The sequence below is a fragment of the Shewanella piezotolerans WP3 genome, from assembly GCF_000014885.1.
In the GTDB taxonomy this organism is placed as follows: Bacteria; Pseudomonadota; Gammaproteobacteria; order Enterobacterales; family Shewanellaceae; genus Shewanella; species Shewanella piezotolerans.
On sequence record NC_011566.1, the window covers coordinates 3,450,886 to 3,477,533 of the forward strand.

Here is a 26,648-nt window from a genome sequence, read left to right on the forward strand (position 1 = left end):
GGAGTGAGAAGATGAAATTCAAACTAAATTTGGTCACGCTCGCCCTACTTGCAAGTGCTGGTGCAGTTGCACCTAGCATAGCAATGGCAGACGGCTACGGTATTCAAAATGCGAATACTGACAAAGTGAAGTTCGAAAAATGGGATTGTAAGCGTTGTACTGTTGAAACAGGTTACAGCGGCTCTATCGGTGTCGGCGTTGGTTACAACGACAGTGACGACATTCACTCAGCGAACGCGTTTGCTGCAGAAGACGAATTCGCTGGTAAAGTTGATGCTGACCTAAAATACTCAGGTAAAAGCGGCTACCAAGCTTCTATTGAGGCTGATAATTTAGGGATGGAAAATGGCAGCGCTGACATCAATGTCGGTAAAGCAGGCCAATACAATCTAAACCTTAACTACCGCCAAATTGCTACCTACAAAACAGATAGCGCTATGAGTCCATACCAAGGGGTTGGGAGTGATGACCTTACCCTTCCTGGTGACTGGGTTCATGGTGGTAGCACGCAGGATATGACCAACTTAAACGCCAGCCTTAATCCACTTGAGCTATCGCTTAAGCGTAAAAGAGCGGGTTTAGGTATTGAGTATCAAGGTGAGTCTCTTTGGAGCACGCACATCAACTACATGCGTGAAGATAAAACAGGCCTTAAGCAAGCTTCTGGTAGCTTCTACAATCAGTCGATGATGATTGCAGAACCTGTTGACTACACAACTGATACTTTAGATGCTGGCGTTCGCCTTGGTGGTGATAACTGGTTTACCGCACTAAATTACAATGGTTCAATTTTTAAGAATGAGTACAGCGAATTGTCTTACGACAATGCGTTTAGCCCAACCTTTGGTGCACAAACCACAGGTTACATGTCGCTTGATCCTGACAACGAAGCACACACAGTATCGTTAATGGGCCAATATGTTGCGGGCAAAACCATCATGAACGGTCGAGTTCATTATGGTCAAATGACCCAAGACCAAGACTTCAATACTTCTGGTTACGGTTATCAAATGCCAGCTGAATCGCTTGACGGTAAAGTTGAAACCACGGGTGCAACCTTTAAAGTTGTTTCACGGATCAATCGTCAGCTACGTCTAAACGCTAGCTACGATTACAACGACCGTGATAACCAAACCAACGTTGAAGAGTGGACGCAGATCAGCATTGACTCAACAACTGGTCAAGCGGCTTACAACACGCCTTATGACATTACAACCAACAAAGCTAAGCTAGGTGCAGATTATCGCCTTGCACGTGGCCACAGACTTGAAGGTGGTTTTGACTACCGTAAAGATGAACGTAGCTATCAAGACCGTGAAACCACTGAAGAAAGCACTGTATGGGCAAAATACCGTATCAGCGCATTCGATAAGTGGGACATGTGGGTCAAAGGTAGCTACGGCGAGCGTGACGGTTCTGAGTACCAAGCATCAGAGTGGACGTCTGGTGAGTCAAATGACTTACTACGCAAGTACAACCTAGCCGATCGAAAGCGTACTCAAATTGAAGCTCGTGTGACTCACAGCCCAATTGAAACGTTGACCATCGACTTTGGTGCGCGCTACGCACTTGATGACTACAGCGAAACAGAGATCGGCTTAACTGAATCGAAAGATATCAGCTACGATGCGAGTGTTAGCTACCTACTCACTGAAGATATGACTTTGACAGCGTTCTACAACCGCCAAAACATCGATTCAGAGCAAGCTGGCAGCAGCAACCTTTCTACGCCAAACTGGTTTGGTGTAGTGGAAGATCAAGTTGACGTCATAGGTGCTGGGTATAGCTACAGCAACCTGATGGAAAAGAAACTGCGTTTAGGTGTTGATTACACTTACTCAGATTCTAATAGTAATACCCAAGTTACCCAGGGGATCACTGGTGACTACGGCGACTACTACGCCAAAGTTCATAACGTGAATGTTTACGCACTTTACCGCGCAACAGACAAGATGGACGTACGCTTAGACTACAAGATGGAAAAGTACAAAGATAACGACGCTGGCAACGATATTGCGCCAGACGGGATCTGGAACGTGTTAAGTTTTGGCAGCAACAGCCACGACTACAACGCGCACCTAATCATGCTAAGCATGAGCTACCGTTTATAATTGTTAGTTTTTCTAAAAAACCCGCCTAGTGCGGGTTTTTTTATACCTTTAACTTCACACTATCAATGTCGTTATCTCCCACTCCTCTATTGCCATATCGATCTATTTTCTGAAGTAACAACCTCAAACAACAGTTAAAACTCCCTAAAACACACAAAAAACACACAATTTTAACAAAACAACCACAGAACCGTTGCAAGTTCACTTTGGCTAATGTATTTTTTATATTGCATACAATATTCGAGTATGTGTTTTACAAAAATACTAAAAATATGTTCGTAGATACGAACAGAAAAAGTTAAGGGAAGAAAATGAAACGTTGTAAATTAGCAATGATAGTCGGAGCCGTCTTGGCTACCACACTGCCTAGTACTGTTTTCGCTGCTGAAGTAGAAGAAGAAAAAGTAGAAGAAGATAAAATTGAATATATTCAAGTCACGGGTTCACGAATCCAACGAACCGATCTAGAAACCGTTAAGCCAGTCTCTATTATTTCAGCTGAAGATATTGCAGCTACAGGTTTAAATGATATTGCCGCAGTACTTGCACAAAGTAACTTTAATTCAAGTGGTTCCAATGTAGGTGCAAGTAACAATTCAGCTGGTAACTTCTCATCTTCAAATTTACGTGGTTTAGGTTCTAATCGAACCCTTACTCTAGTGAATGGTAGACGAGTTGCTGGTGCTGCCAGCCTCAGCGGTTCTAGTACAAACTTAAATATGATCCCATTAGAAGCCGTTGAACGTATTGAAATTTTACGTGACGGAGCGTCATCTATATATGGCTCCGATGCAATGGGTGGTGTAATCAACATCATCACAAAATCTGACTTTGAAGGTCTAAATATCAGTGCAAACGTAGCTATTCCAACTAGAGGTGGTGCAGAAGACTTCGGTGGTTCGATGACATTTGGCTCTTCAACTGATAAAAGCTCGCTAATGTTCATCATTGAGCACCAGCAGCAGCGCAGCCTTAAAGGTGGCGAACGCGATCATTTGGATTCTGAATATGCCACAAGACGATACAGTTCTCGTTACTCGCCATGGGGTAGCTACTGGGACTACAATAAAGAAAGCTACTTCCCTGGTCCAAACTGCCCAGAAGAAAATATCTACACTCGTGACAGTGGTCAAAAGACTTGTGGTTACGATGTAATGGATGGTAAGACTTACTTACCAGAAAGACAAAAAACATCTATGTTTTCAAACTTTAGCTATCAGCTTACTGATGATTTAGAGTTTTATACTACTGTACTCTATACGTACGATAAGAGCTTTACCTCAGCATCACCAATGTGGGCATGGGGAGATATGGCTCCGGACAATCCAAATAACCCGACTTATGGCACTGCAGATGAAAGCTGGGTTGAGTATTACTCTTATCTACAAGATTCAGTTCCTAGAGAGTTTACTTTTGACAGCCACCTTTTTGATATTAATACAGGTTTAATATACACAGTTGATGCAGGCACTTTGTCAATGAATTTGGCATATAGTCAAGATTCTTTTAACCAGAAATCTGAATATTATTTGATCGCGGATAAGTTTAAAGCAGCAGTGGATAATGGTGACTATAATCCATTTGAATACGCAGGCGGCCCGAACGCGACTAAAGACGTATTAGATAGCTTCCGCCACACTCAAAGTCGTAATGGTGAGAATATTTCTCAGGGCGTTGTTATAGATTGGGCTGCAGCACTGCCATTTGAGCTACCTGCAGGGGAAGTCGGTTACTCAGTCGGTGTTGAGTATCGTGATATCAAGCAACGAGATGAGCAGGATAGCCTATCGAACTCAGGTAACGTAGTAGGGGCTTATGGCGGTGATGTAGTTGGTGGACGTCAATACCGCGCCGCATTCCTAGAAGTTGAAGTACCATTACATGAAACTGTGACACTCACCGCTGCAACCCGTTACGATGATTACAGCCTGCCAGATCAGGGACAATTATCTAGCAGTGCAGGTATCCGCTTCCAACCATTTGAAAACTTAGTTTTAAGAACTTCATACTCAGAAGGCTTCCGTGTTGCATCTGTTGAAGAGGTTACGGGAGCTGAGTCAGTTGGTTATTTTGACCTTGTTGATCCTAAATATTGTAACCCTGTTCCAAAGGAAGAGCGTGCAGAGTCAGACCTGTGTGACACAGAGAATATACGTGTTCGCTATTTTGCAAACCCTGAGGTTGAACCTGAAACTTCCGCGCAGATTTCAGCTGGGTTCGCATGGGACATTATTGAAAATATAGATCTAACAGTAGATTACTGGACAATAGAAATTGAGAATGAAATCACAAGTATAGGCGCACGTACAATTCTAGATGAGGAGTACTTAGGAAACCTAGGCAACTATAGTGGCTTATATGTAAATAGAGACTTAGACCCTGATGCGACTAGGGAAATCACTGAAATAGGTTCAACTGTTACTAATTACCTAGGTAGTGATAAGTCTGGTGTTGATCTTTCTTTCAATAGCAAATTTGATATGGATGCAGCTGGTGAATTGACATTCAGGCTAGATGCAAGTTTAAACTTAACCAATGAATTCCAAAAAACTCGTGAAGAGCCTGTTTACGATTATGTTGGATATTGGGAAAACCCTGAGTACCGTGCAACCTTCAACGCTCATTACCGTTTAGAAGACCTACAAGCTTATATGAATGTAAGGTATGTTGATGGTTTCTTAGGCGAAAGCCCAGTTGAAGAAGCAAATGGTGAAGACTTCAATGACGTAGGTTCAATGATCACTTATGACTTTGGCGTTCAATACCAGTTTGCAGACTACGGTGATCTAAGTTTAATCTTAATCAATGCGTTCGATAATCTTCCAGAAGTAAATGACGACCTTTGGAACGGTTACTTACCTGGCTTCCATAGCATTACAGGGCGTACAGTACAGATGAAATATAGTATTACATTCTAATCTTAGTACTAGTGTTTGAAAACAAGTAGTTCTGTTACAATTAGCGGAATTATTTAACAAACAATACCAACAAAAGGCATATCAGGTTCTCTACTGGTATGCCTTTTTTCACTCATAGAAAACTTTGCAAAATACTCTGCATTCATCTTGCAGTTAATCGCACTTTAAGCCAAGGTAAGTCATCTCTTACTAATTGTGACATCCGATGAAACGCACTCCTGCTTTTGTAAAATCTTTGCTCAGTATTTCCCTGTTCGCCCCTATGCCTGCATTGGCCTTTCAATCGGATACCACCAATATTTTAATGTTGGCGATTACGTTAGGTGGCTTTTGCTTTTTTAATTTATTACTAACGGGCTTGTTTTACTTTACTGGCAAATACCAAAGTAGCCGTTTTGCTAAATTGCACACACTTATCTCACTTATCCCGGCAGTCATAACCTTTGTTGTCGCGATGGTTTATATCAAGGGTGCCGGTGCTATCTCACTTAATATAGGTGTTATCATCGTCAGTGTTGCGTTGAGCTTACTGCCGATACAGCTGAGCCATCATGCAAAAGCCCCAACCGAAAACACAGCATTGATTTTAGCGATTGTAGCCCTGTTGATGATGCTTAGCGCTTATTACGCTGCGCCGCTGACACTATTTGCTATTGCTATTGCCCATGTCGCAGCCTTCAGTCGTGGCAGTATTATCAGCAAACTACTTAGCTACGCTACACTCATTGCAGGTTACAGTTATTTAGGATATTGGGCTTATCAAATTGCACTGCATAGTTAAACGCAGGCAAACTAAGCTCGTAGCTAATCATGCCAAAAGAAGCGCTACTCGATAATTTACTTAAGCAAGTACAACAATGTCAGCTTTGCAGTGAACACTTGCCGTTTGCCGCAAAGCCCATTGTGCAACTTGCTAGCAATGCAAAAATATTGATCGCAGGACAAGCACCTGGGCAAAAAACACATCACAAAGGACACCCTTTTGACGATGCCAGTGGAGAGCGGCTTAGGAGCTGGTTAGGTGTCACTCGCGAGCAGTTCTATGACCCCGAACTATTTGCCTTTCTACCTATGGGGTTTTGCTTTCCAGGCAGTTACTCCTCAGCAGATAAAAAAAGTGGTGATAAGCCGCCACGGCCTGAATGCGCGGCCACATGGCGCCAGCCAATTCTCAATGAACTTAAGCACATTGAGCTCACGTTACTGGTTGGTCAATATGCCATTGAATGGCATTTAAAACGAAAGCTAGCTGTCACTAAAGCTGTTGAACAGTGGCAAGAGTTATGGCCACAAGTGTTGGTTATGCCCCACCCTAGCCCGAGAAACAATATCTGGCTAAAGCGACATCCAGAGTTTGAGCAACAAATCATTCCAAAATTGCAGCAGCAGATTGCCATACTCATCGAATAAGCGGCAATGCCGATCTCCAGCGATTAGCCTTGTGGGGCCTATTAAATCTAAAACATACGTGTATAAAAAAACCTCAAACCGAGTATCAGGTTTGAGGGTGTAAGGAAAAGAATGGTAAGGGAAAATAAACCAGTCACTCCATCAACAAAACTACCGTTATTTAACTGTTATAGTCAGTACTCCGCTTGCAACTCCCTGTTTTGTTCCTCTAACGGCGACAAACCATTCACCTGCAGCAGGAGCATCAACGGCCACAAACTCACCGCCGCTATCTTTCGCACTATAACTGCGAGCACTCGCTTCCTCGCCTTCATTTAGCATCAACATCGCTGAGCCACCATTTTCATCCAGACTCGCCTCAATCACAGTACTCCCTGCAGGCACAGCTACCATGAAGTGCTGATAACTGCCGCTCGCCACATCAATCTTATAGCTGGTTACAGAGCCATTTTCTCCTGGTGATTCACTGTCTGATTCATATTCGGCCACCAAAGAGACATCAGCAAAAGATTGTCCGTTGTAACCTTTAACCACAAAGAAATAGCGCCCCTCAAGGGTTTCTCCCAGCTCAGACTCTGTACACAACTCTACGACACTTGAACTGTTTAAGAAGCAGTCGGCGCTGCTACTGTCATTAACTACGCCGTAGTTAACATATAGATCTGCATCTCCACCACTATTATGGCTAAGCGACAACTGAAGCTTGCTTGCCCCTACCGGCACGTCGATATAACCCGTTATAGCCTCGCCTTGGTTTGCAGCCAAAGACACTGGCACACCATTTTGTAATACAATCTCCTGCGTTGCCGCGCCGTTGCCTAAATCAAAGGTCATTACCGCCCCTTTGGCGGAGATGTTGGTCATCGCTAAGCCGCTTTCACTGCCGTCCCACCACTGACTGCTTGGTTGACTTTGACTAGAAAACTCTGTATCCCAGTCTTGCTCGGTGCTGTACTCATCACTACCTCCGTCACCATCTTCACCAAATAAGTCATGAATATCGCCGTCATTAAAGTCGTGCTCTAAATCAAAATAATGATCAGCACTGACCAGTTGTACACCGTTGTGCAACGTCGAGCAGTCTTGGAAGCCAAGATCACATGGGAAAGCATTCACATCGCTTTGGGCGCTACCATCTGATTGAGGCGCCGATATCGCGTCATCAATATGCCAAATTGCAAGCCCTTTCCCTGGCGCATAGGCATCAAACCCCTGCTGGTCGCGATTCTCAATAAGAAAGTATTCTTGTGGGTTATCAGGGTTTTCATATAGGTAAGCGGTTGCATTATTAACTGACTCTGCAATCTCAAACTCAGTATCGTTAATACCATTGATTTTGGTCGGTGCTATCCAGCCTAAAATATATTTTCCCCAAGCAGATAAATGCGCTGGAGACTCACCATCTCGATTAGGGCCCGTTTTACTCCCCGATGCCATTAGGCTCCAGTCCCCTGCGCCTGCAGTTTGTCCCGAGTTGCTGCCCCCGGTATCATACAAGTCAGGCAAACCAAACACGTGACCAAACTCATGGGCAAAGGTGCCAACATTTGCTCGCGTACCCGCATTACTCAGCTCTGGTGCAACAAAGTAATCGTTCACTGTAACTGTCTTTGTCGGATCTGATAGGCATTGATCATTCGTCTGATATACCCCATAACCATCGCCCTCAGTTTCAAGCCAGTACATGCTGTACTTGTGCGCCCATATGTCATTGTTTACGCCAACAGCTTGGTGTTCACCGTTGCCTTGATAGATAAATGAGACTAAATCAACCTGACAGTCTTGGTTGATATCTGCGAACAAAGAAAAGTCGACACTAGCGTCAATTAAATCCAGAGCACTTTCAATCATTACCCCGATGTTACTGTCGTAACCCGCACTATTGTTGCGCCCATAAAAATCATGGCTGCCTGGTAACGTCACCCAATCAATAACGCCTGCATCTCCGCCTTGTAAGGTAAGTTCGCCATAGGATACTTCTCGATAGTAAGCTGTTAATCCTTTGGCATCCTGGAATAGAAAACGGTCAAACTCATTACGTTCGACAGTGGCACTCGTATCTGAGAAGTTAACCATTATAACGGGTACATTTACCGTACCGGCAACATGTTGTATCGCTGTTTGGCTAACACCACTACTATTTAAACTACTGCCATTGACCATTGACCGTGCAAACAGGTTATTTTGATGAGCTTGAGTTCGGCGTAATTTAGCACGCTTTTGAGCTTCTCCTTGGATACGGGGATTACTGCCCTTTTCTTTGAGATTCATCGCTTGAGTCGCTTTAACGGTAGACTTAACTTGATAACCTTTGCTATCAAGCTTAGTGGTATACCAGTCTCCACTCTCCTCATCTTGCTGTACAGCTACCCCCTTTTTGGTTTCCCAACCATGGGCAAACTCATCACCCCATTTTCGAAGCCAGATACTGTTACCATCACTTTGTTTAAATTCAATCAACTTCTTAGAAGCTGGTTCTGCATGCAGCGGAGCGTGATTTGCAAATAAGGGCGCGAATATAGCGCTAGATAATAATGCCAACTTAAGTTTTTTATTCATTATATTTCCTTAAGGTTAATCGGCAAGATACAACGGCTTAATTAAAAACTAAGTCATCTTGGTTATAGATATAAATATGAAGGCTAAGACAGCCAGTAAATAATGAGCAATTAATAATACAAATCATCAAACTGACTTGTTAAAAGCTCAATAAGAGTAGAACGTTTTAAATTATGTCTTTTATTAAAAATCGGTCTGTATTAAATGGAAGAAAATAGAGCGACATCAACATGCCACTCTATGCTTTATAACGAGTTAAAACTGAATATTGAAACCTGCGTTATAACCACGACCACGAATTGGGTACGTTGTACTACCGGTACTTGCCCCCGCAGTTCCCAACCAATCTTGGTCAAACACGTTAGTCACTCCCACATAAGCGCGAACAGAGTCGGTAAAGTCGTAGCTTAAGCGGGTATTGTGCAAGATTGAAGATGGCATAATTGGGGTATCATGGGTCTCCTCAGTCGCTGTACGGCTATATTTAGTGCTTGAAACATAGTTGATCTGCCAAGTCGCCTTAAAGCCTGCATCTGCATAACTAGTAATGAAAGATGATTTCCACTCAGGAGTCCCTCTTACACCAACGTAATTATGAACCTCTGAATCGTTTGCATCTTTGAAACTGCTATGGATAGCGTAAGTACCGTATAACGTCAGATCGATATTAGCGCCGCTATTAAGATCCCAATCGTAATTGGCTTGAAAGTCGATACCTTTGCGCTTCATTTTGGCGTTATTGACGTAGGTGTCATTAACGAAACTGATATTGCCGTCAGCTTTACGTGTCACTTGGCTACAAAATGGATTATTAATCGTTGTTGAATCTACGCAGCGGTCAACAATTGTACCCGCACCAACTCTAGTAATCACATCCTCAATTTCAATATCGTAGTAATCGAGCGACACAATAAAGTTATCTAGCATTGACGAGGTATAGACTAAACCTGCCGTTAAAGTATAAGCGAGCTCAGGGTTCAAGTCTTCATTACCCTTGGTGGCACCATCAACTTGAGTTTCGATACGCAGATCCGATACAAAATCAGCAGGTACACCTAACGCTTGGCAGTTTGCTGCTCGAACGTCTGGGTTGTCCCCAAGGTGCAGATTGTCCATGTCACAAGGGTCAGTTATTTTAAAAGCACCTGTAGACTCGGGAGCAAATAATTCAGTCAATTGTGGTGCTCTAACGGCTTTGGCATATACGCTGCGTACGCGGACTTCATCATTGATCGCCCAGTTAACACCAAACTTCCAGCTATCGTTAGTCCCTGAGGTCGAGTAATGGGCAACACGTAGTGCGGCTTCTACATCTACCGACTCAGCATAGGCAACGTCGGCAATCACCGGGATATTAACCTCAACATAACCTTCGGTAATGTTACGGTCGACATCTTGCGGAGCAACAGTGTTACCTCTATTTAACCCCAACAGCATCACATCAGAAGGTTCAACTTTAAAACCCTCTTGCCTGAACTCAGCGCCGAAACCAACCTGCAGTGGACCTGCAGGTAATTCAAATGCCGTGCCATTAACATTGGCGGAAACAGTATGCTGGAAGCTACTAGTGGTATCAGTAAATGGATCTAAGCGTAAGTAATCTTGTGTCTCATCTGATAACGGCATAAACGGATTAAACTCTGGACAGCTATTGGTCTGTTCGCACACACCGACGGTCTCAAATCGGTAAAAACGTGTGGTATCTACGTAATTTGAGTAAGTGCGATCTTTATCTGTTTTGCCACTAGAGAGGTAAGTGTCCCAATACCAATCATCTGAGATATCACCCTCAAGGCTTACTGACGCTGATAGGTACTCGCGTTCATTCTCAGTGATTCGATCACCAATCTGTTGAAATGTGTACGGCACCTTAATCCAGCTACTGCCATCATTATGTTCAGCAACTACATCGAGAACTTCTTGAGGTACTTTGAAATCAGCATTAGCCGTATCTAGCCATGTAGAGTACATAAACTCAGGGTCGATGCGTTGTTTCGCCGTCACCTTGCTGTATTGCACGTTACCAGATAAGCGTATGCTGTTATCAAAGTCATAACTAGCACTGACATAAGCACTGTATTTTTCATCAGGGATCTGAAATTGTACAGGCCCGTTACTCGAATACATATAAGGGTTATCGACTCTAGACTGCTTGTAATAGCTGTATAGCTCTTCATCCGTTGCAGACAAGTAGCCTGGCGTTAAACTACCATCATCGTCTCGACCAAACTGGTAATAGCTATAATCAGCATCAGGTAAGTAAATAGTCGGTCTATCTACCGGAATGTTGTAATCGACCCAACCAACGTTACGCAAAGTGATTAGATCGGGGATCCCCTCCTTTTCACCGTATGGATCAAGTTTATTACGTACATAACTTGTCTCTGCACGAGAGCCAGCACGATCTGCATAACGCAATTCATTTTGTTTTGAATAATCTAAACTGACAACGAAGTTGCCTTTACTGTCATCAAAAGACTGACCGGTCGTCAAGGTGACACCTGTTTGCTCACCATCACCCATTTCGGTGGTTGAACCATAAGCGTTTAACTCAAGACCTTCATAATCTTTTTTAAGGATGATGTTTACAACACCTGCAACGGCATCAGAGCCATAGACCGCTGATGCACCGCCTGTTAGCACCTCAACTCGATCAACAAGAGTTGCCGGAATATTATTCAGATCGGTAACCAATAAATCACTAGAGTTCAGTGTTTGCGTTGGGCGGTGACCATCAACCAATACCAAAGTACGAATTGTACCCAGGTCTCTTAACTCGGTTGTACTTAAGCCTGCGTTCTCTGGATTATAGGAGTTAGCAGATGCTTCTATCCCTTGAAACTGTGGCAACGTTGCCAACATTTCATTAAGGTTCATACTACCAGTAATCGCAAGCTCTTCAGCGGTAACCACTGTCACTGGCGCAGTGGTATCAGCACCGGCTCTTGCCAAACGAGAACCAGTAACAACGATTCTTTCGTAGCCTTCTTCATTAGCGCCATCGTCGACAAGAGCCGCCTCAGCAACCGCACTTTGCGCGATTAAACTCGACATGACCGCCACAAATATTGGCTTTAACTTCAATGCTTTCATAACCCTTCCTTTAAAAAAATAAAATCATTTTTCTTATTGTTAAAAACTAACTTTGTGCAAATATCAGTTACAGTAAGATGCCATTCATCAGTGCTATATCGCTCCAAATAAATAGCAATAACCTCATTTGCCAGATGATTTTATACAGTATAAAAAGTGGTTTTCAAATTGTGAGAGATTTGTTTGAAATGAAGACCCAAGAAACCAAAGCAAAAAATACAACCGCAAAATCAACAACTTAAAGTGGCAAGCTATCTAATTATAAATGAAAGATGATAATAGATGAGCTGGATGTTGCAGCAAAATGATAAATGATGATTAAAGATTATCGCTATATAAGCTATACCTTCAAAATGCCTTGCTCTAAAGAGCAAAATGCCACTCTGCTTTGCATCTCTATAAGAGATAAAACTGTCATATTCTTAGCAAAAAATTGATTGGCACCTCAAACCAACACGAGTCATCAAGCTCGTGTTTAAAGAAATAAGAGTGGATAATAGTGAGGAGAGCATATCCCTTGAGCCACTAAGTGCTTTATTGGTATCTATTCGCTGACTCTTAAAAACAACACAGACAGGTGGTAACTGCAATTGAAGCGCTGAATGTTTTGAAATTAGGAGGTTTAGGTTTAGCCAGAATGGTGGCCGAAATGAAAGAAAGTAGATGACGCATTATTAACTTACTACATCACTATTGTTGCGCGGACTGTCATCAAGAATAACCAAGCAAATTAGAAAGTTCTCACCGATATAAAATGTCTCGCACAGAAAAGTGCGAGACATATGCATTGAAATTACAAATTAGTGCAGTTGCACTTCGACTTCAATCCAGGCTCCTGCAGTCCCTAAATTGCCTCCTGTTGCTTTTGGCGTGATAGTAAAGGCCCCCCACTTATCAGTATAGCTCTTTCCAATAACCAGTGAACCGTCTTCAAAATCATCGAAATCATTGGTGAGATCATCGGGGTGGGTATTAGGCGTCATATCCAGTAAAAATGACGTGCCATAGTAGTACGATCTTGCATCTTCATCAGGAAAGTAACCTTCAGTGTTAATTAGCACCCCTTGAGTATCAGCGCCATCTCCGGTTCGGTACTCAACCCAATAGGTTACTTCACCATTTCCAGCTTTCAATCGTAACCCTAAGTCTCCTTTTACCGAACCTTGATCGAAAGTGTAGATTCTATAGGTTCCTGATTGGTCAATTAGCGGTACTTCAGCTTCTATTCCCCAACTCTTAAAGAAGTTTTTGTAGTACAGGTTAAAGCTGCCGAAATCCCAAGCGTTATTGCCCATCATACTGAAGGCATTTCCATAACCAATCATTTCACTGTCATAATCGCCGGCTCCAAAAACGGTATCTTGTCCATCAAGCCCTTGAGCATGATGCAGCCCCATGGCATGACCCATTTCATGTGCGATACCACCAGCTTGTGAGCGTTCGTCTCCAGTATCATATACGCGCATTGCACCAGGGTTTACACCTGCTTTAATCCCCCAGTCTGAGATTTGAGGTGCCAATATTAAGTAGATAGTATTATCATCAATATCCCAGAACTCAGTTTCGCCCAATGCGACAAGCTTATCAGCGTAATACTCTTTCCAATCATTTGCTTCCTTACTGTCCCATACCGTAACCTTCTCGCCAACTTGGATTACATCACTATAGATCTCATAGTTCACTGCAAACCGGCCATAAGACGATTTATCAAAGTAATCGACAATCTCCGCCATTTCAGATTCAATGCGACCGACTGACCAAGTAAGCTCAACATCCTCAAACTCAAATCTAAAAATTTTCACGGTCACTGAATCATGTTCCCACTGTACATGGGAACCGTAATTCTTTGCTTCGTTGTCATTGCCATCTAAATTGACATTGACACTATAGTCTTCTATCTCACCATACCTAAATCCAGTTGCTATGGCAGCACTGTCGCCACTCATTGCTATTCGCATTCGGTGACTTCCTGCAACGATGTTACTCAAATCTAAAGTGCCGTATACGACAGAATCTCGTTGAGCTGCAGCTGAAAAAACCTGCTCATGACTATCAAATTTTCCATTGTTGTCACTATCGATCCAGATCCCCCAATCAGTACTCCAATCGCTAATCGCTGTTAACTGTAAGAGAGCTCCATCTGTAACCTCAAAACTCTTAATGTCGGAATTATCTTTATAGCCTCTATCATCACCCGATGTGAAACTATCTCCCGCCATCTCGACATAAGCAATATGTTCATTTGCGCCCCCTCTAGGTTGAGTCGTTAACGCATAATCATCATTGCCATTACCGTTATCAATGTGGGCATTAATGCTGACACTAAAATCTCTCACATCGCCGTAACTATCATAGCCGCATGAATCACCACTCACAGCATTAGCATGGAGCAGCACCCTAAGTTGCGTATTTTCTATCGATATATCATCAGCAACGATAAGCGTTGCCTCTACTTCATCATCTGTCGGATTACTTGTTTGCAGTATGCGTTCATTGGCGTCACCAAAATCTCCGTCGCCATTTAAGTCAATCCATACGCTCCAATATTCCTGATAACGATAACTGGCAAAACCTGCAGATAAACGAATAACATCACCCGCAGTTATATCCGTTCCAGCTACAAGTGGCGCCCCATTCACAGTGATAGTGTCGATAAATTCATAACGGCTATCAGGTGAAACTGCGCACGCAGCCAGTAGCTGTGGACTTGTCAGGCATGACATCAATGTCATCATGCCAATAAACCTCCTCACTAAGGACGGTCTTTTGGATGTTTCCAATTTTAGGTTTTTCTTATTATTTAATTGCATAGTCGCTTTCCATGTTGAAAGACAAAGTTGCCAATAACTGCGCCGCATAACAAAATAGTTATTGACGAGAATGATAAAAACTCACTCACCGGAAGCACTGCACATGTGGTAAACCCATGATTGCTCGAAAGATAAGCAAGCCAATTCTATGCACGCTTCAATACAAGCAACAACAGAGGCAATTGGCTCAAAAAAGGATATGTAGAAAAAATAGATAGCAGTTAAAACCAACATAAACAAATGCTTAATTGATTTATTTCAATATTGTGACGATTAATGAGAAATTATAAATCGTGATATAGATGATAAATTATGATCCTACACTACGTGTTACAAAAGCCAAAAACAGCCAAAGTTGGTAAAGCAGGTGCCTAGTCGCTCAGCACTCGAAGCGTAAATAATAAAATTCAAGCCTATTTTGCATCTCTATAATTCCAATCATTACAAATGATATGAGTACTCTGCAAGCGTTCACCAAGTGAGTCAGCACGGATTAATTGTAGAAGATAAGCATTCAGCGCTAACGAGTAGCCATAACAATCAAAACCACTGTGAGTTGGGAATATCACAACTCCAGCTAGATTGTGTGGTTAGCGTTCAGCTATAAATACGCTAACCCATGTTCTAAATACAACGTTTGTCACTGTAATAAAAGTAAGTGGGTATCATTGTGGGCCGATTGGAGCAGATAAATGAGTTGCTGCTCATCGCTTAATACGATATTAGGATATAAATTTGGAGTATCAAATAGGTAACGAATTTTATTGCTTGAAAAATCATAGTAATAAATAGCATTACTCTGTTCTAAAGGTTTATCCATAAAATAGATCCCATCATTAACAACGACAAAATCATTGGTGGTATACCCGTTAGCAATATAGCTTCTACCAATCAACTTTTTTGACTTTTGTGTTGTTAAATCAAATTGATATATATCATTACCAGGTTCTATTCGATAATAGAGTATTCCCTTGCCACCATCACGAACCATATTGGCATTTTTCAGTAAAGGTAGCGGTTCAATAGGGTAACCTGTGTGAGCCATTTTAACGGCTTTTGACTGATTATTATCAAATGTAGCGAAGTAGATTGACTGCAGATCTGCAGAGTAAGTTCCAGCGTATAACCTCTCCCCTTTAGGGCACAGAGGGCTGTCTTTGCCTGTATTTATATTAATACTGCGACAACTTCCATCCACCGTTAATAAAGCTTGTTCACTGCCTTGTTGCCAATGCAAACTAAGCGGGTAACGGTAATCTGCTTTTTCAATAAACTCGTCGAGTTTGTAGGCTTTCCCCTCTTTATAGCGCCAAAGTTCGAGTTGTCGATTAGGTTTAACAGAGGCAAATATAAACCCACCATCATTGACCCCTTCAATCGCTCGAATGGCTAAGCCGTTGTTCACCACAACTTGCCGAGTTCCATCTCCGCCGACGACAGGATTCTTAACGCTAACGATTTCGGTTGTAAGCGAAGATAAACCCCAATCTTGCTGCAACAAAAACTGGTTTCGCCCTGGTATTTTAAGTGGCCAATAACCGACATACTGTTGCTGAGAAATGCGAGTAGTAACGCTGCTAGCTAGATCAAATCTTGATAAATAGCCATTACTATCAATAAAATAAACCGATTTACTATCATCGCTAAAGCTAACATTAAGTCTCAAATGGCTTAACTTTACACCAGTCTCTATAAACCTATTTATCGTGATGTCATACAAGATAAGTTCAATATCCCAATAGCTATCCGCGCGTAAAATAGCCATCCATTGCTTATCTGGTGAAACCGTATTTGCAAAATCACCATGGGAGTTCAGTGCCGGAGAACTGACCTGCTCACTTAAGCCGCTTGAGATATCAAATAGGTAGATCTTTTTGGGCGCCCAGGAAACCTCATGAATACTGTAATAAAAATGGGTTTCATCTAACCAACTTATCGATGTTGAAAGGTTATTCGGTTCTAAAGCAATAACCCTACGTTCTTGAGACGCCTTTAAGGTTGAACGATCAAAAGTAGCAACATAGATCCCCTCTTCCCCGTCTTTCAAACGGTGAAACGCTATTTTTTGACCACTAGGGGCGATGCTCGGAAAGTTATCCCTATTACCTTCGCTATTAAACACTTTTACGCTTTTTGAAGGATTATCCATACTCGAAGCAAACAGTTCCCAAGCTTGTTGCTTGGTCTTTTTGTTAGCATAAACAAAAAAGTTACCATCTGCAGCAACACTGGCAGACTGCTCCCGACCTGGTAGGTCTGTTAGCTGCTGAACATCTTTATAATCAGTCGTTTGAATAAACTGGGAATAACCGAGAACAGTAAAACAAACGACAGCCACAATAGCAGCGAACATCAGTCTACCAAAGCGCTGCGTTTTTTTACTTATCTTTTTATCATTAGCCACCGTAGGTGTTGTAACCGTTACAAGTTCGGCAGATTCATCATTAGGGAGTTGGGTATCGTCATAATGAACTAAAGTTTCTGATAACCGATAACCACTAGTGCCACCGCCGGTTACTGTATGAATATATTTTACATCGGGATCCAGCTTGCCAAGATTTCGCCGCAAACTATAAATATGATTGTTGATAGTATGATTGGAGGTGGCAGTATTTTTCCAGACATCATCACGCAGATTATCTCGAGTAATTAACCTATCTGAGTGCTCGCAAAAGTAACAGAGCACTTTCATCGCCATCGATTGAATTTCAATCTGTTTATCAGCACATTTTAATTGATCTGTTTTCGGATCAACATCAATATTGCCAAGCCTAAATACAGCATTAAATTTAGCCATTAGAATGTCATTTTTATTATTCTCCATGCGAAACAATACGCTATATGACAATAGTATTAAATACAAGTTAGCCACATTAAAAAGGGACTACAGCGAAAGCATAACTAAGAACAATTTGGCTAGTAAATTAAAGTATCACCGATGATTTCTCATTAAAATGAGTGATTACCTTTTAGATATCGCTCTTCAGATTAAAATCTCGATACTAAAAATGCTTTTAGTTTGGTAATTTATAGGCACACGAAATTGACTCACATCACTGTTTCATATTTACAAACAAAAAGCTGGCCATGCTTCATAGTTCGCCAAAGCAAAACACCTTAAGCTAAACCAAACACGATAGAGCACTCAACATGTACTTTTTAGACGCTGCACTTGCCAAACAGATAGTCAATCGCACCATGAAAATTATTGGTCATAATATTAATGTGATGAATAATCATGGGGTGATCCTTGGCTCCGGAGAGTCGCATCGAATTGGTGAAATACATGAGGGTGCATTACTCGCAATAAGCCAGCAAAGAACGGTAGAGATAAGCCGTGCGAGTGAGGACACCTTACAAGGTGTCAAAGCTGGGATAAACCTGCCACTGCACTATAAAGGTGACATCATCGGTGTTATTGGTATCACCGGTGACCCAACCGAACTGGGTCATTATGGCGAGTTGCTAAAAATGACCGCCGAAATTATTGTTGAGCAAGCAAACTCCATTGAGCAAGCACAGTGGCAGTATCGTCAAAAAGAGGAGCTGATTATTGATCTCATCAAATCAGACGGTCCGTTTAGTGCTCACCAGCTTAACTGGGCATCTCAATTAAACATTAATCTCGATACCCCCCGTGTAGCGGCGATTATTCAAGTACGAGCCGATGAAGAAGAAACCTCTGCGAACTCGATGTTAAAGCAAGTTCTTCACTTGCTAGAAAACCCATCCCGCGGCAACTTAGTCGCTATGACATCAATGACCGAACTGGTGATCTTAAAGCCAGCGTTTCTTGACGGTAAGGCGTGGGATGCTGAACTTGAAAGTCAACGTATAGATCAACTGATAACACGGTTACCCATCGAGTTAAGAAGCAGGCTTAAAGTATCTCTTGGGCATTTTTTCCCTAAACCACAAGAGATAAATCGTTCTTATCAAACTGCGTTAGAGACTCTATCTATAGGTAGCCATATGCAGCCAGAGTTGAGTAAATACCTTTATGAAGATTTTTCGCTATTAGTACTTTTGTCTTCCCTTAAAGGAAACTGGCGTGGAAAAGAGTTAATCAGCCCCTACCAATCTTTAATTAATGCAGATAAAAATGGTCAACTCAGCAAAACCTTAAGCTGTTATTTGCAGAATTTTGGTGATCAACAACAATGTGCCAACACATTATTCATCCATCGCAATACCCTGCGCTACCGTCTTGAAAAAATAGAGACTATTACTGGAATCAGCACTCAACAACTGGATGGGTTACTGCAACTATACTTAGGCCAGGTATTGTTAACGCAGTAATGAACAAGTAAGTTGTCCCCTAAATTCAGCCTTGATTACCCCATGTGATGAAGGGCTTAACAATATACGGAAGTAATATATGACTAATTCTCGACTAAGAAAAGGTTTCACACTGATTGAATTAGTTGTTGTGATTATCGTGCTCGGCATTCTCGCAGTTATCGCGGCGCCTAAGTTTTTAAACTTGCGAACAGATGCCAAAATAGCTGATCTGCAAGCTATTGAAGGAGCAATGAAAAGTGCGCTCGCGCTCGTTTACAGTAAAGCGGCTATTGAAGGAGAAAACGTCGAAGCAGGTACCATCACCCACGCAGGTATTGATATACCGCTCTATAATGGTTATCCCGCCGTGGATGGTGGCGATAGTTTCGATGAACTTAATGAGCAAGTGCAAGCTTGGCTAGACATTGACTCTGTTTCATTAACAGCAATCAAACAAGACAATAATGCAGCGCCGCTTTTTATCGATAAATCATCGGCTAATAACCAAATCTATATCTTTTTTTCAGAAGATTTAGCCGATAAGAGTGTCAACTTTTACTGTCATATCCTCTATCAAAACAAAGAGAGCAATAGCCAGTATGAAGTATTCCTGAGAACAGATGACTGTTAAGCAAACGCGAGCTTGCCCCCTTAAAAACACAAACTGTGCACGCGCACAAATATAATTCTGTATAGAGATTAAATCTAGTGCTTTACGCCAAAGAATTCTCTCACTTGCGCCTCCATAATAATCTAGCCTGAAATTCTATGACCTCAGCCTAAGCAGAGCGATTGATATATTTGGCTTAAAACCCTACACCTAACTAAAAAATACCCCTACAGGGAAACGCTATGAGCCTCGTACTGATCTTACTGGCAGTGATTGCATTTATTGTAATTGCTACCTCAAAATTCAAGCTCCACCCGTTCTTAACGCTAATCCTCGCCTCCTTTATGGCGGCATTTGCTTACGGCCTACCGAGTGCCGATATTGCTAAAACCATAACCTCAGGTTTTGGTGGCATATTAGGTTACATCGGTCTGGTGATAGTACTTGGTACTATCATAGGCACTATTCTTGAAAAAAGCGGCGCGGCAATTACTATGGCCGACGTGGTGATTAAAGTATTGGGTAAGCGTTTTCCAACACTGACCATGTCAATTATCGGCTATATCGTTTCTATTCCAGTATTTTGTGATTCGGGCTTTGTGATCTTAAACTCACTGAAGCAATCGATGGCAAATCGCATGAAAGTTTCAAGTGTGTCGATGAGTGTCGCGTTAGCAACTGGCCTTTATGCCACTCACACCTTTGTACCACCAACGCCTGGGCCAATTGCGGCTGCGGGTAACTTAGGTCTTGAATCTAACCTAGGTTTAGTGATTTTTGTCGGTGTATTTGTCGCCGCTATTGCTGCGCTAGCAGGTACGCTTTGGGCTAACCGCTTTGCTAACGTTCAACCTGATGGCGAAGGCGCAGAAGAGCTGCTAAATCAAACTGAAGATTATGAAAAACTTAAGCAAACCTACGGAAAACTGCCTAGCCCAACTCGCGCGTTTGCACCTATCTTTGTGCCAATTTTACTTATCTGTTTTGGCTCAATTGCTAACTTTCCATCAGCGCCGTTAGGTAATGGCGTTCTATTTGATGTACTGGCATTTCTTGGTCAGCCGGTCAATGCACTGATGATTGGTCTTTTCCTATCCTTGTCTCTACTTAAAAGCAGCGATAAAGTTAAAGAATTTAGCGAGCGCATTAGCCAAGGGCTAGTGGTTGCAGCTCCTATTCTACTCATTACCGGTGCAGGTGGTGCATTTGGCGCAGTCCTTAAGGCGACAGAAATTGGTGCATTCTTAGGTACATCACTGTCAGCGCTCGGAATTGGCATCTTTATGCCATTCATCGTTGCCGCTGCGCTCAAATCTGCGCAAGGTTCGTCGACTGTTGCACTAGTGGCGACTTCGGCACTTGTTGCGCCAATGCTAGGCGATATTGGTCTTGCAAGCGACATGGGCCGAGTGCTGACGGTTATGGCAATTGGTGCCGGTGCAATGACAGTCTCACACGCTAACGACAGCTTCTTCTGGGTAGTGACTCAGTTTAGCCGCATGAGCGTTAAACAAGCCTATAAAGCACAAACAATGGCAACACTGGTTCAAGGTCTTACCGCCATGACCGTGGTGTACATACTAAGCTTAGTCTTGCTATAAGCGAATTGCTAACGGCGAGCATTCCCGCTCGCCTTTATCCTGCACATGACGACTCATTAAGATTACCTTTCACAACGCTAAGCTTTATCTCACCAGTTTCAGCGATGAGTTAACAATAGGAACACTGCATGAAAATTGTGATAGCCCCCGATTCATTTAAAGAGAGCCTAACTGCAATGGAAGTGGCTAACGAAATTGAGCGAGGATTTCGCACGGTATTACCTAATGCTGAATATGTAAAAATGCCTGTAGCAGATGGCGGTGAAGGCACTGTACAGTCAATGGTTGATGCCACAAACGGCAGCCTTATTTGGACGACTGTGACTGGACCTGCTGGCGACAAAGTCAATGCCTTCTATGGCATTTTAGGCGACAGTTACCACGGCTGTGAGAAAACTGCAGTCATTGAGATGGCGGCCGCTTCTGGCTTGCATCTAGTCACTGGTGAGCAACGCAATCCTCTGTTTACCACAAGCTACGGCACAGGCGAGTTGATCGTTGATGCACTAAATCGTGGTATTAAACATATCATCATTGGACTGGGCGGCAGTGCAACCAATGACGGCGGCGCAGGTATGGCACAGGCGCTAGGGGCTCACCTTTTAGATATCAATAAAAAGCCATTAGCTCCCGGCGGCGCAGCGCTGGCAACTTTGCAACAGATTGACTTAACAGATCTGCCCCCTTTACTTGCACAATGCCGCTTTGAAGTCGCTTGCGACGTCAACAACCCACTTTGTGGCGACTATGGCGCATCGGCAATCTTTGGCCCGCAAAAAGGGGCAACAAGCGAGATGGTTAAACAGCTAGATACTGCGCTAAATCACTATGCTGACGTCATTGCAAAAGCGGGGATCAAAGATAATCGTAACTTAAGCGGTGTCGGCGCTGCTGGCGGCATGGGCTTAGGTGCGATGGCATTTCTTGGTGCTGAACTAAAACCAGGAATAGACATCGTGATGCACACTGTTGATCTTACCAGCCATATCCAAGGAGCGAACCTAGTCATCACGGGGGAAGGTCGACTCGACAGCCAAACTCTACATGGTAAAACACCGATGGGAGTTGCGAGTGTAGCCAATAGCCTCAACGTGCCAGTGATAGCGATAGCCGGTTGCGTCAGTGACGACGCTAATATACTGCTAGCACATGGTTTTAGCGCACTGTTTTCTATCACACCTCGCGCATTAGCATTAGCCGAAGTGCTCGCGAATGCTAAAAGTAACTTATATGCCTGCAGCAAAAATGTGGCCGCGCTGTACGCCCTTTCGGCAAGTAGCAAGTAGCTAATAAATCAGTTGTAAAACCAAAGGCGCTTAGGCGTCTTTTTGTTTATTGCAACGTCATTTAAACAGCTAACCTCAACCCCAAAGCACTTTTCTACTTGATGCGTTATAAAGCTTACAGTAAAGTGAGCCACCAACTTAAAGACTGATCCAACGCACAAAAATAGTGTGATAAGTAGAGATAGTTAGCCAATGACACCAAGACGAGCCACCGCTTCTGAAGAGGCACTACTGAGAATTTTTACCGTTCCAGAAGCCCCAGATTCAACCCTTAGTGTTATTGAGCAAAATATCTCACAGAACTTAATGGGCTTTTTGCAAGAAAGTGTAGTCGCGGTTGAGAAACCTCTCACCGAGATTGAACTAGACTTCCAGCAACACCAAATTCCAGCCGCGCCGCAATTTGTCTCTGATTACGCCGACGACATGATGCAAACGCTTGTCGCGCACTCAGTGCATACCTCTGCGCCAAGCTTTATAGGCCACATGACATCAGCGCTGCCCTACTTTGTACTGCCGTTATCAAAAATGATGGTAGGTTTAAACCAAAATCTGGTTAAAATAGAAACGTCTAAAGCCTTTACGCCATTAGAGCGCCAAGTGTTAGGCATGATGCATCACCTCATTTATGCTGAAAATGATGACTTCTATCAAAACTGGATGCACAGCGCTAACGTCTCTTTAGGCGCATTTTGCTCTGGTGGTACTGTCGCCAACATTACTGCCCTTTGGACTGCCCGTAACCAACTGCTAAAAGCTGATGGCAATTACCGCGGCGTCGCAGCGCAAGGGGTAATGAAGGGCCTACGTCATTATGGTTATGACGACTTGGCCATTTTAGTGTCTGAGCGTGGCCACTACTCTTTAGGCAAAACAGCCGATCTACTCGGCATTGGCCGCGAAAATATCATCCAAGTACCCACTGCAGAAGACAACAAAGTCGACGTATCAAAAATGCGTAAACTTGCCAATCAACTGGCCGCAGACAAGATTAAAGTGATGGCGATTGTGGGCGTTGCGGGGACCACTGAAACAGGCAATATTGACCCTCTCAATGAGCTTGCTGATTTGGCCAGCGAGCTTAATTGCCATTTTCATGTTGATGCAGCATGGGGCGGCGCCAGTCTGTTATCTGAAAAGTATCGTCACCTGCTTGCAGGCATAGAGCGCGCAGACTCTGTTACCATTGATGCTCACAAACAGATGTATGTCCCGATGGGCGCGGGCATGGTGATCTTTAAAGATCCTACTTTCGCTAATGCGATTAAGCACCACGCCGAGTATATTCTCAGAAAAGGCTCGAAAGATTTAGGCAGCCAAACTTTAGAGGGCTCGCGCCCTGGTATGGCAATGCTAGTCCATGCATGCTTAAAGGTTATCGGTCGTGATGGCTATGAAATACTGATCAATAACAGTTTGGAAAAAGCGCGTTATTTTGCTGATTTGATCAACCAACATCAAGATTTTGAACTCGTGTCAAAACCAGAGCTTTGCCTGTTAACCTACCGTTATGTGCCGCAAAAAGTGCAAATAGCGATGGCCAATGCACGAGCAAATAATGACGTAGATAAGCTATCAGAATTTAATTCACTACTGGATGGATTAACTAAGTTTGTGCAAAAACGTCAGCGAGAACAAGGCACTTCTTTTGTTTCTCGCACTAGGATTAATCCAGAAAAAGCGCATTTGATGGACATCAAAGCGGTGGTATTTAGAGTTGTATTAGCCAATCCGTTAACGACGCCAGAGATCTTGCAACAAGTGCTTGCAGAGCAAAAGGTTATCGCTTCTCAAGAGCAGCGTTTTTTACCCAACCTTTTAGCGCTCGCAGAGCGATAGCGCTTAAACTCAATAACATACTTCACGCACATTTTAGTTAGCGTCTAGCCTAGCGGTAATAAACAAGTCCGTCACCTCACCTATCGGACTTAACTGCTGTTTACGCTTTAGTGCCAATAGCTTAAAACCGCGTCGGCTCAACGCTGGTACTAACTGCTCTGCATGGTGGAAATAGGTATACACTTTATCACCATCACTTGAGGTATCCTCGCGTACCTTTGGACACTCCCCTTCCATTGTACTTAAATACAAAACTCCCTGAGGATTCAGTCTTTCAGCCGCCGCATCGATGAGAGCAATCGCCTCATCTCTATCAAGGTATGGCAAACAAAAACCGCACATTATCGCGTCGAACCTTTCTGTAACCTTGCTTAGGTGGCGACTGTCTAACTGCAATACTTCAATTTTAGGGTTGTTCTTCTTAGCAAGTAACAACATATTGGGCGCAAGATCCGTCGCCAGTATCGACAAATTTGGCTTTGCAGATAACAGCATTTTAGTGATATTTCCTGGCCCACAAGCCAGCTCTAACACGCGGGCATCGTCGGTTGGCAGGTGGTTTATAAAAGAATCAAAAGTATCAGCATACATCGTAAGATCCATGTATTTGTCTTCATACCTTTGCGCTAACTTATCAAAAGTATTTACCGATATTTGATTATTATCCATTGCCTATTCCCTAGCACTTGGTGCTTTGTATGAATTCCAATTTAGATGTCGTTGATTATTTAATCATCTACACTAGCGTTCAATTAGCTGTTCTACAATAGCTAATTTTACTTAGCTTGGTTGACCGAGCTTCGTAGTTTATCTTATAAGTAAAAGTCGTCGGACCCAAAGCTTGCCCCGCTCTTGATTGCATAGGAGTGCACCGGACAAATTTAACAAAATACTTGCGGGGTAGCCTTGCTTCTATTAGTTCATTGAATTTCTAAGTTTAAACATCTACTAATAGCTTCTCATAGAAAAGTAGTGTTTAAAGCTCAAATACAGAGTAACTACAGATGTATTAATTACAGGTCATTAGAATAGTTTATGGCAGGTACCAACTTACTTTACCCACAACTAAATCTCGCTGGCATTACTGATTTAATAGTGATTCCAGTTAATTCAGTTTAAGAATTTTCATCTCGAAATCTAGACCTGCCTTATAGTTGTACAATGATACTAATGCATTATGAGTTGACCTTTATTTTCAACGTAACAAACATTACAGGTAGCGCAATATTCCCCTTGATATCACCAACTTACAGCAACACCCTACATCAATGGTTTACACCTATCGGTTACATTGATATGTTGAGCGTAAATAATAGGCAAGAATTTGTCCGAAACACCGGATTATAAGCTCTTAACGTGTCAATGGAGTATTACTTATGGATAGAGTGAAAGATTGGAGCTTAGTCATTTTTCTAAGCATATTATACCTATACTTAGTTGTATATTTTACTGGGATTGGTGCAGGGGTTATATTTAATATTATGAACCTCTTACCAATGGCAGGTGAGTATCTAACTTTTAAAAATGTCATTGTCGAGCATGCTGTTTTGACTTTACCTTTCATTATTATTTTTTGGCTATTTACCCGCATAGTATCGTCTTTCACTTTAAATAATTGCAGTTATTTTTATTGGGCATTATTAATCCCGTATTTCATTGTATCCCACCCTTTTCCTTTACCTACCGATGTGACTTTCTTAGCAATCGTTATCCCTAGAGACATCGCTTTATTTGCATGTTTACTTTATGTACTGAATCAAAGGCATAGTGTCAGAGCAGCTTAACAGTGTTCATAGGATCAAAATCAACCATTTCGTGGATTCGATGACGAAGTCATTTCTGCCCAATAATGCGCTAGTGACGACTTGAAAGAGTTCAATATAGCGAAATTGAATTGGATTCAGCTTAAAGCTCAAATACTAAATAGTTGTGCTTTTCTAACCCAGTGTAGACGCGGCTGAGGCCTTCGAAAACAGGGTGAAAGATAACGAAGTTATCAAACTCTGGAACAAGAGGTATGGAAACGAGCTGGCCTTTTAACAAGGATGTTGTTGTTTTCGTTGAGCCCACAAGACCAATTCTGTTCCATACAGAATTTGGCATTTCCTCCATCCTTGTAGGTCAGATGTG

Annotated in this window: 16 protein-coding genes; 10 read left to right on the forward strand and 6 right to left on the reverse strand. The window is 42.6% G+C overall.

Annotated elements, in window-relative coordinates; genetic code table 11:
* Positions 1-11: 11 nt before the first annotated feature.
* From SWP_RS14715 to SWP_RS14730, 4 genes are all read left to right on the forward strand, one after another.
* On the forward strand, positions 12-2,111 hold the full coding sequence (locus SWP_RS14715; protein WP_020913334.1) for an MtrB/PioB family decaheme-associated outer membrane protein: 2,100 nt from the start codon (positions 12-14) through the stop codon (positions 2,109-2,111).
* Between the two features lie 311 nt (positions 2,112-2,422).
* Positions 2,423-5,029, forward strand: a complete 2,607-nt coding sequence (locus SWP_RS14720; RefSeq protein ID WP_020913335.1) for a TonB-dependent receptor plug domain-containing protein — start codon at positions 2,423-2,425, stop codon at positions 5,027-5,029.
* 205 nt (positions 5,030-5,234) lie between these two features.
* Positions 5,235-5,810 (forward strand): hypothetical protein, encoded by a 576-nt coding sequence (locus tag SWP_RS14725; protein ID WP_020913337.1) that lies wholly within the window; start codon positions 5,235-5,237, stop codon positions 5,808-5,810.
* Positions 5,811-5,839: 29 nt separating this feature from the next.
* Positions 5,840-6,439, forward strand: coding sequence for a uracil-DNA glycosylase family protein (locus tag SWP_RS14730; RefSeq protein WP_020913338.1), 600 nt, complete (start codon positions 5,840-5,842; stop codon positions 6,437-6,439).
* Positions 6,440-6,595: 156 nt separating this feature from the next.
* Here the strand turns inward: SWP_RS14730 and SWP_RS14735 are convergent, their stop codons facing one another.
* The 4 genes from SWP_RS14735 to SWP_RS14750 all read right to left on the reverse strand — a co-directional run bounded on the left by SWP_RS14735 (position 6,596) and on the right by SWP_RS14750 (position 17,698).
* Positions 6,596-8,998, reverse strand: coding sequence for a M6 family metalloprotease domain-containing protein (locus tag SWP_RS14735; protein ID WP_020913339.1), 2,403 nt, complete (start codon positions 8,996-8,998; stop codon positions 6,596-6,598).
* 255 nt (positions 8,999-9,253) lie between these two features.
* The gene (locus tag SWP_RS14740) at positions 9,254-12,091 is read right to left on the reverse strand and encodes a TonB-dependent receptor plug domain-containing protein (protein ID WP_020913340.1); all 2,838 of its coding nucleotides are present in this window, start codon (positions 12,089-12,091) and stop codon (positions 9,254-9,256) included.
* Positions 12,092-12,891: 800 nt separating this feature from the next.
* Positions 12,892-14,826, reverse strand: a complete 1,935-nt coding sequence (locus tag SWP_RS23080) for a GEVED domain-containing protein (protein WP_020913341.1) — start codon at positions 14,824-14,826, stop codon at positions 12,892-12,894.
* Positions 14,827-15,541: 715 nt separating this feature from the next.
* Complete coding sequence (locus SWP_RS14750) at positions 15,542-17,698, reverse strand: winged helix-turn-helix domain-containing protein (RefSeq protein ID WP_044555965.1); 2,157 nt, start codon at positions 17,696-17,698, stop codon at positions 15,542-15,544.
* Between the two features lie 353 nt (positions 17,699-18,051).
* Here SWP_RS14750 and SWP_RS14755 point away from each other — a divergent pair, with 353 nt between their 5' ends.
* The 5 genes from SWP_RS14755 to panP all read left to right on the forward strand — a co-directional run bounded on the left by SWP_RS14755 (position 18,052) and on the right by panP (position 24,518).
* Positions 18,052-19,200 (forward strand): sugar diacid recognition domain-containing protein, encoded by a 1,149-nt coding sequence (locus SWP_RS14755; RefSeq protein WP_020913343.1) that lies wholly within the window; start codon positions 18,052-18,054, stop codon positions 19,198-19,200.
* Between the two features lie 79 nt (positions 19,201-19,279).
* Complete coding sequence (locus tag SWP_RS14760; RefSeq protein WP_020913344.1) at positions 19,280-19,813, forward strand: type II secretion system protein; 534 nt, start codon at positions 19,280-19,282, stop codon at positions 19,811-19,813.
* A 221-nt stretch (positions 19,814-20,034) separates the two neighbouring features.
* Positions 20,035-21,393 carry a GntP family permease gene (locus SWP_RS14765; RefSeq protein ID WP_020913345.1) on the forward strand — a complete coding sequence of 453 codons (1,359 nt, stop codon included), beginning with the start codon at positions 20,035-20,037 and terminating at the stop codon, positions 21,391-21,393.
* A gap of 128 nt (positions 21,394-21,521) precedes the next feature.
* Positions 21,522-22,679, forward strand: coding sequence for a glycerate kinase (locus SWP_RS14770; protein WP_020913346.1), 1,158 nt, complete (start codon positions 21,522-21,524; stop codon positions 22,677-22,679).
* A 192-nt stretch (positions 22,680-22,871) separates the two neighbouring features.
* A complete protein-coding gene (gene panP, locus SWP_RS14775) occupies positions 22,872-24,518 on the forward strand; it encodes a pyridoxal-dependent aspartate 1-decarboxylase PanP (protein ID WP_020913347.1) in 1,647 nt (548 codons plus the stop codon).
* Between the two features lie 33 nt (positions 24,519-24,551).
* Here the strand turns inward: panP and SWP_RS14780 are convergent, their stop codons facing one another.
* Positions 24,552-25,187, reverse strand: a complete 636-nt coding sequence (locus SWP_RS14780) for a class I SAM-dependent methyltransferase (RefSeq protein ID WP_020913348.1) — start codon at positions 25,185-25,187, stop codon at positions 24,552-24,554.
* A gap of 707 nt (positions 25,188-25,894) precedes the next feature.
* Here SWP_RS14780 and SWP_RS14785 point away from each other — a divergent pair.
* Complete coding sequence (locus SWP_RS14785; RefSeq protein WP_020913349.1) at positions 25,895-26,302, forward strand: hypothetical protein; 408 nt, start codon at positions 25,895-25,897, stop codon at positions 26,300-26,302.
* Between the two features lie 121 nt (positions 26,303-26,423).
* Here SWP_RS14785 and SWP_RS14790 read toward each other — a convergent pair whose 3' ends face one another.
* Entirely contained in the window at positions 26,424-26,621 is a 198-nt protein-coding gene (locus tag SWP_RS14790; protein WP_044555966.1) for a hypothetical protein, read from the reverse strand.
* Positions 26,622-26,648: the final 27 nt, after the last annotated feature.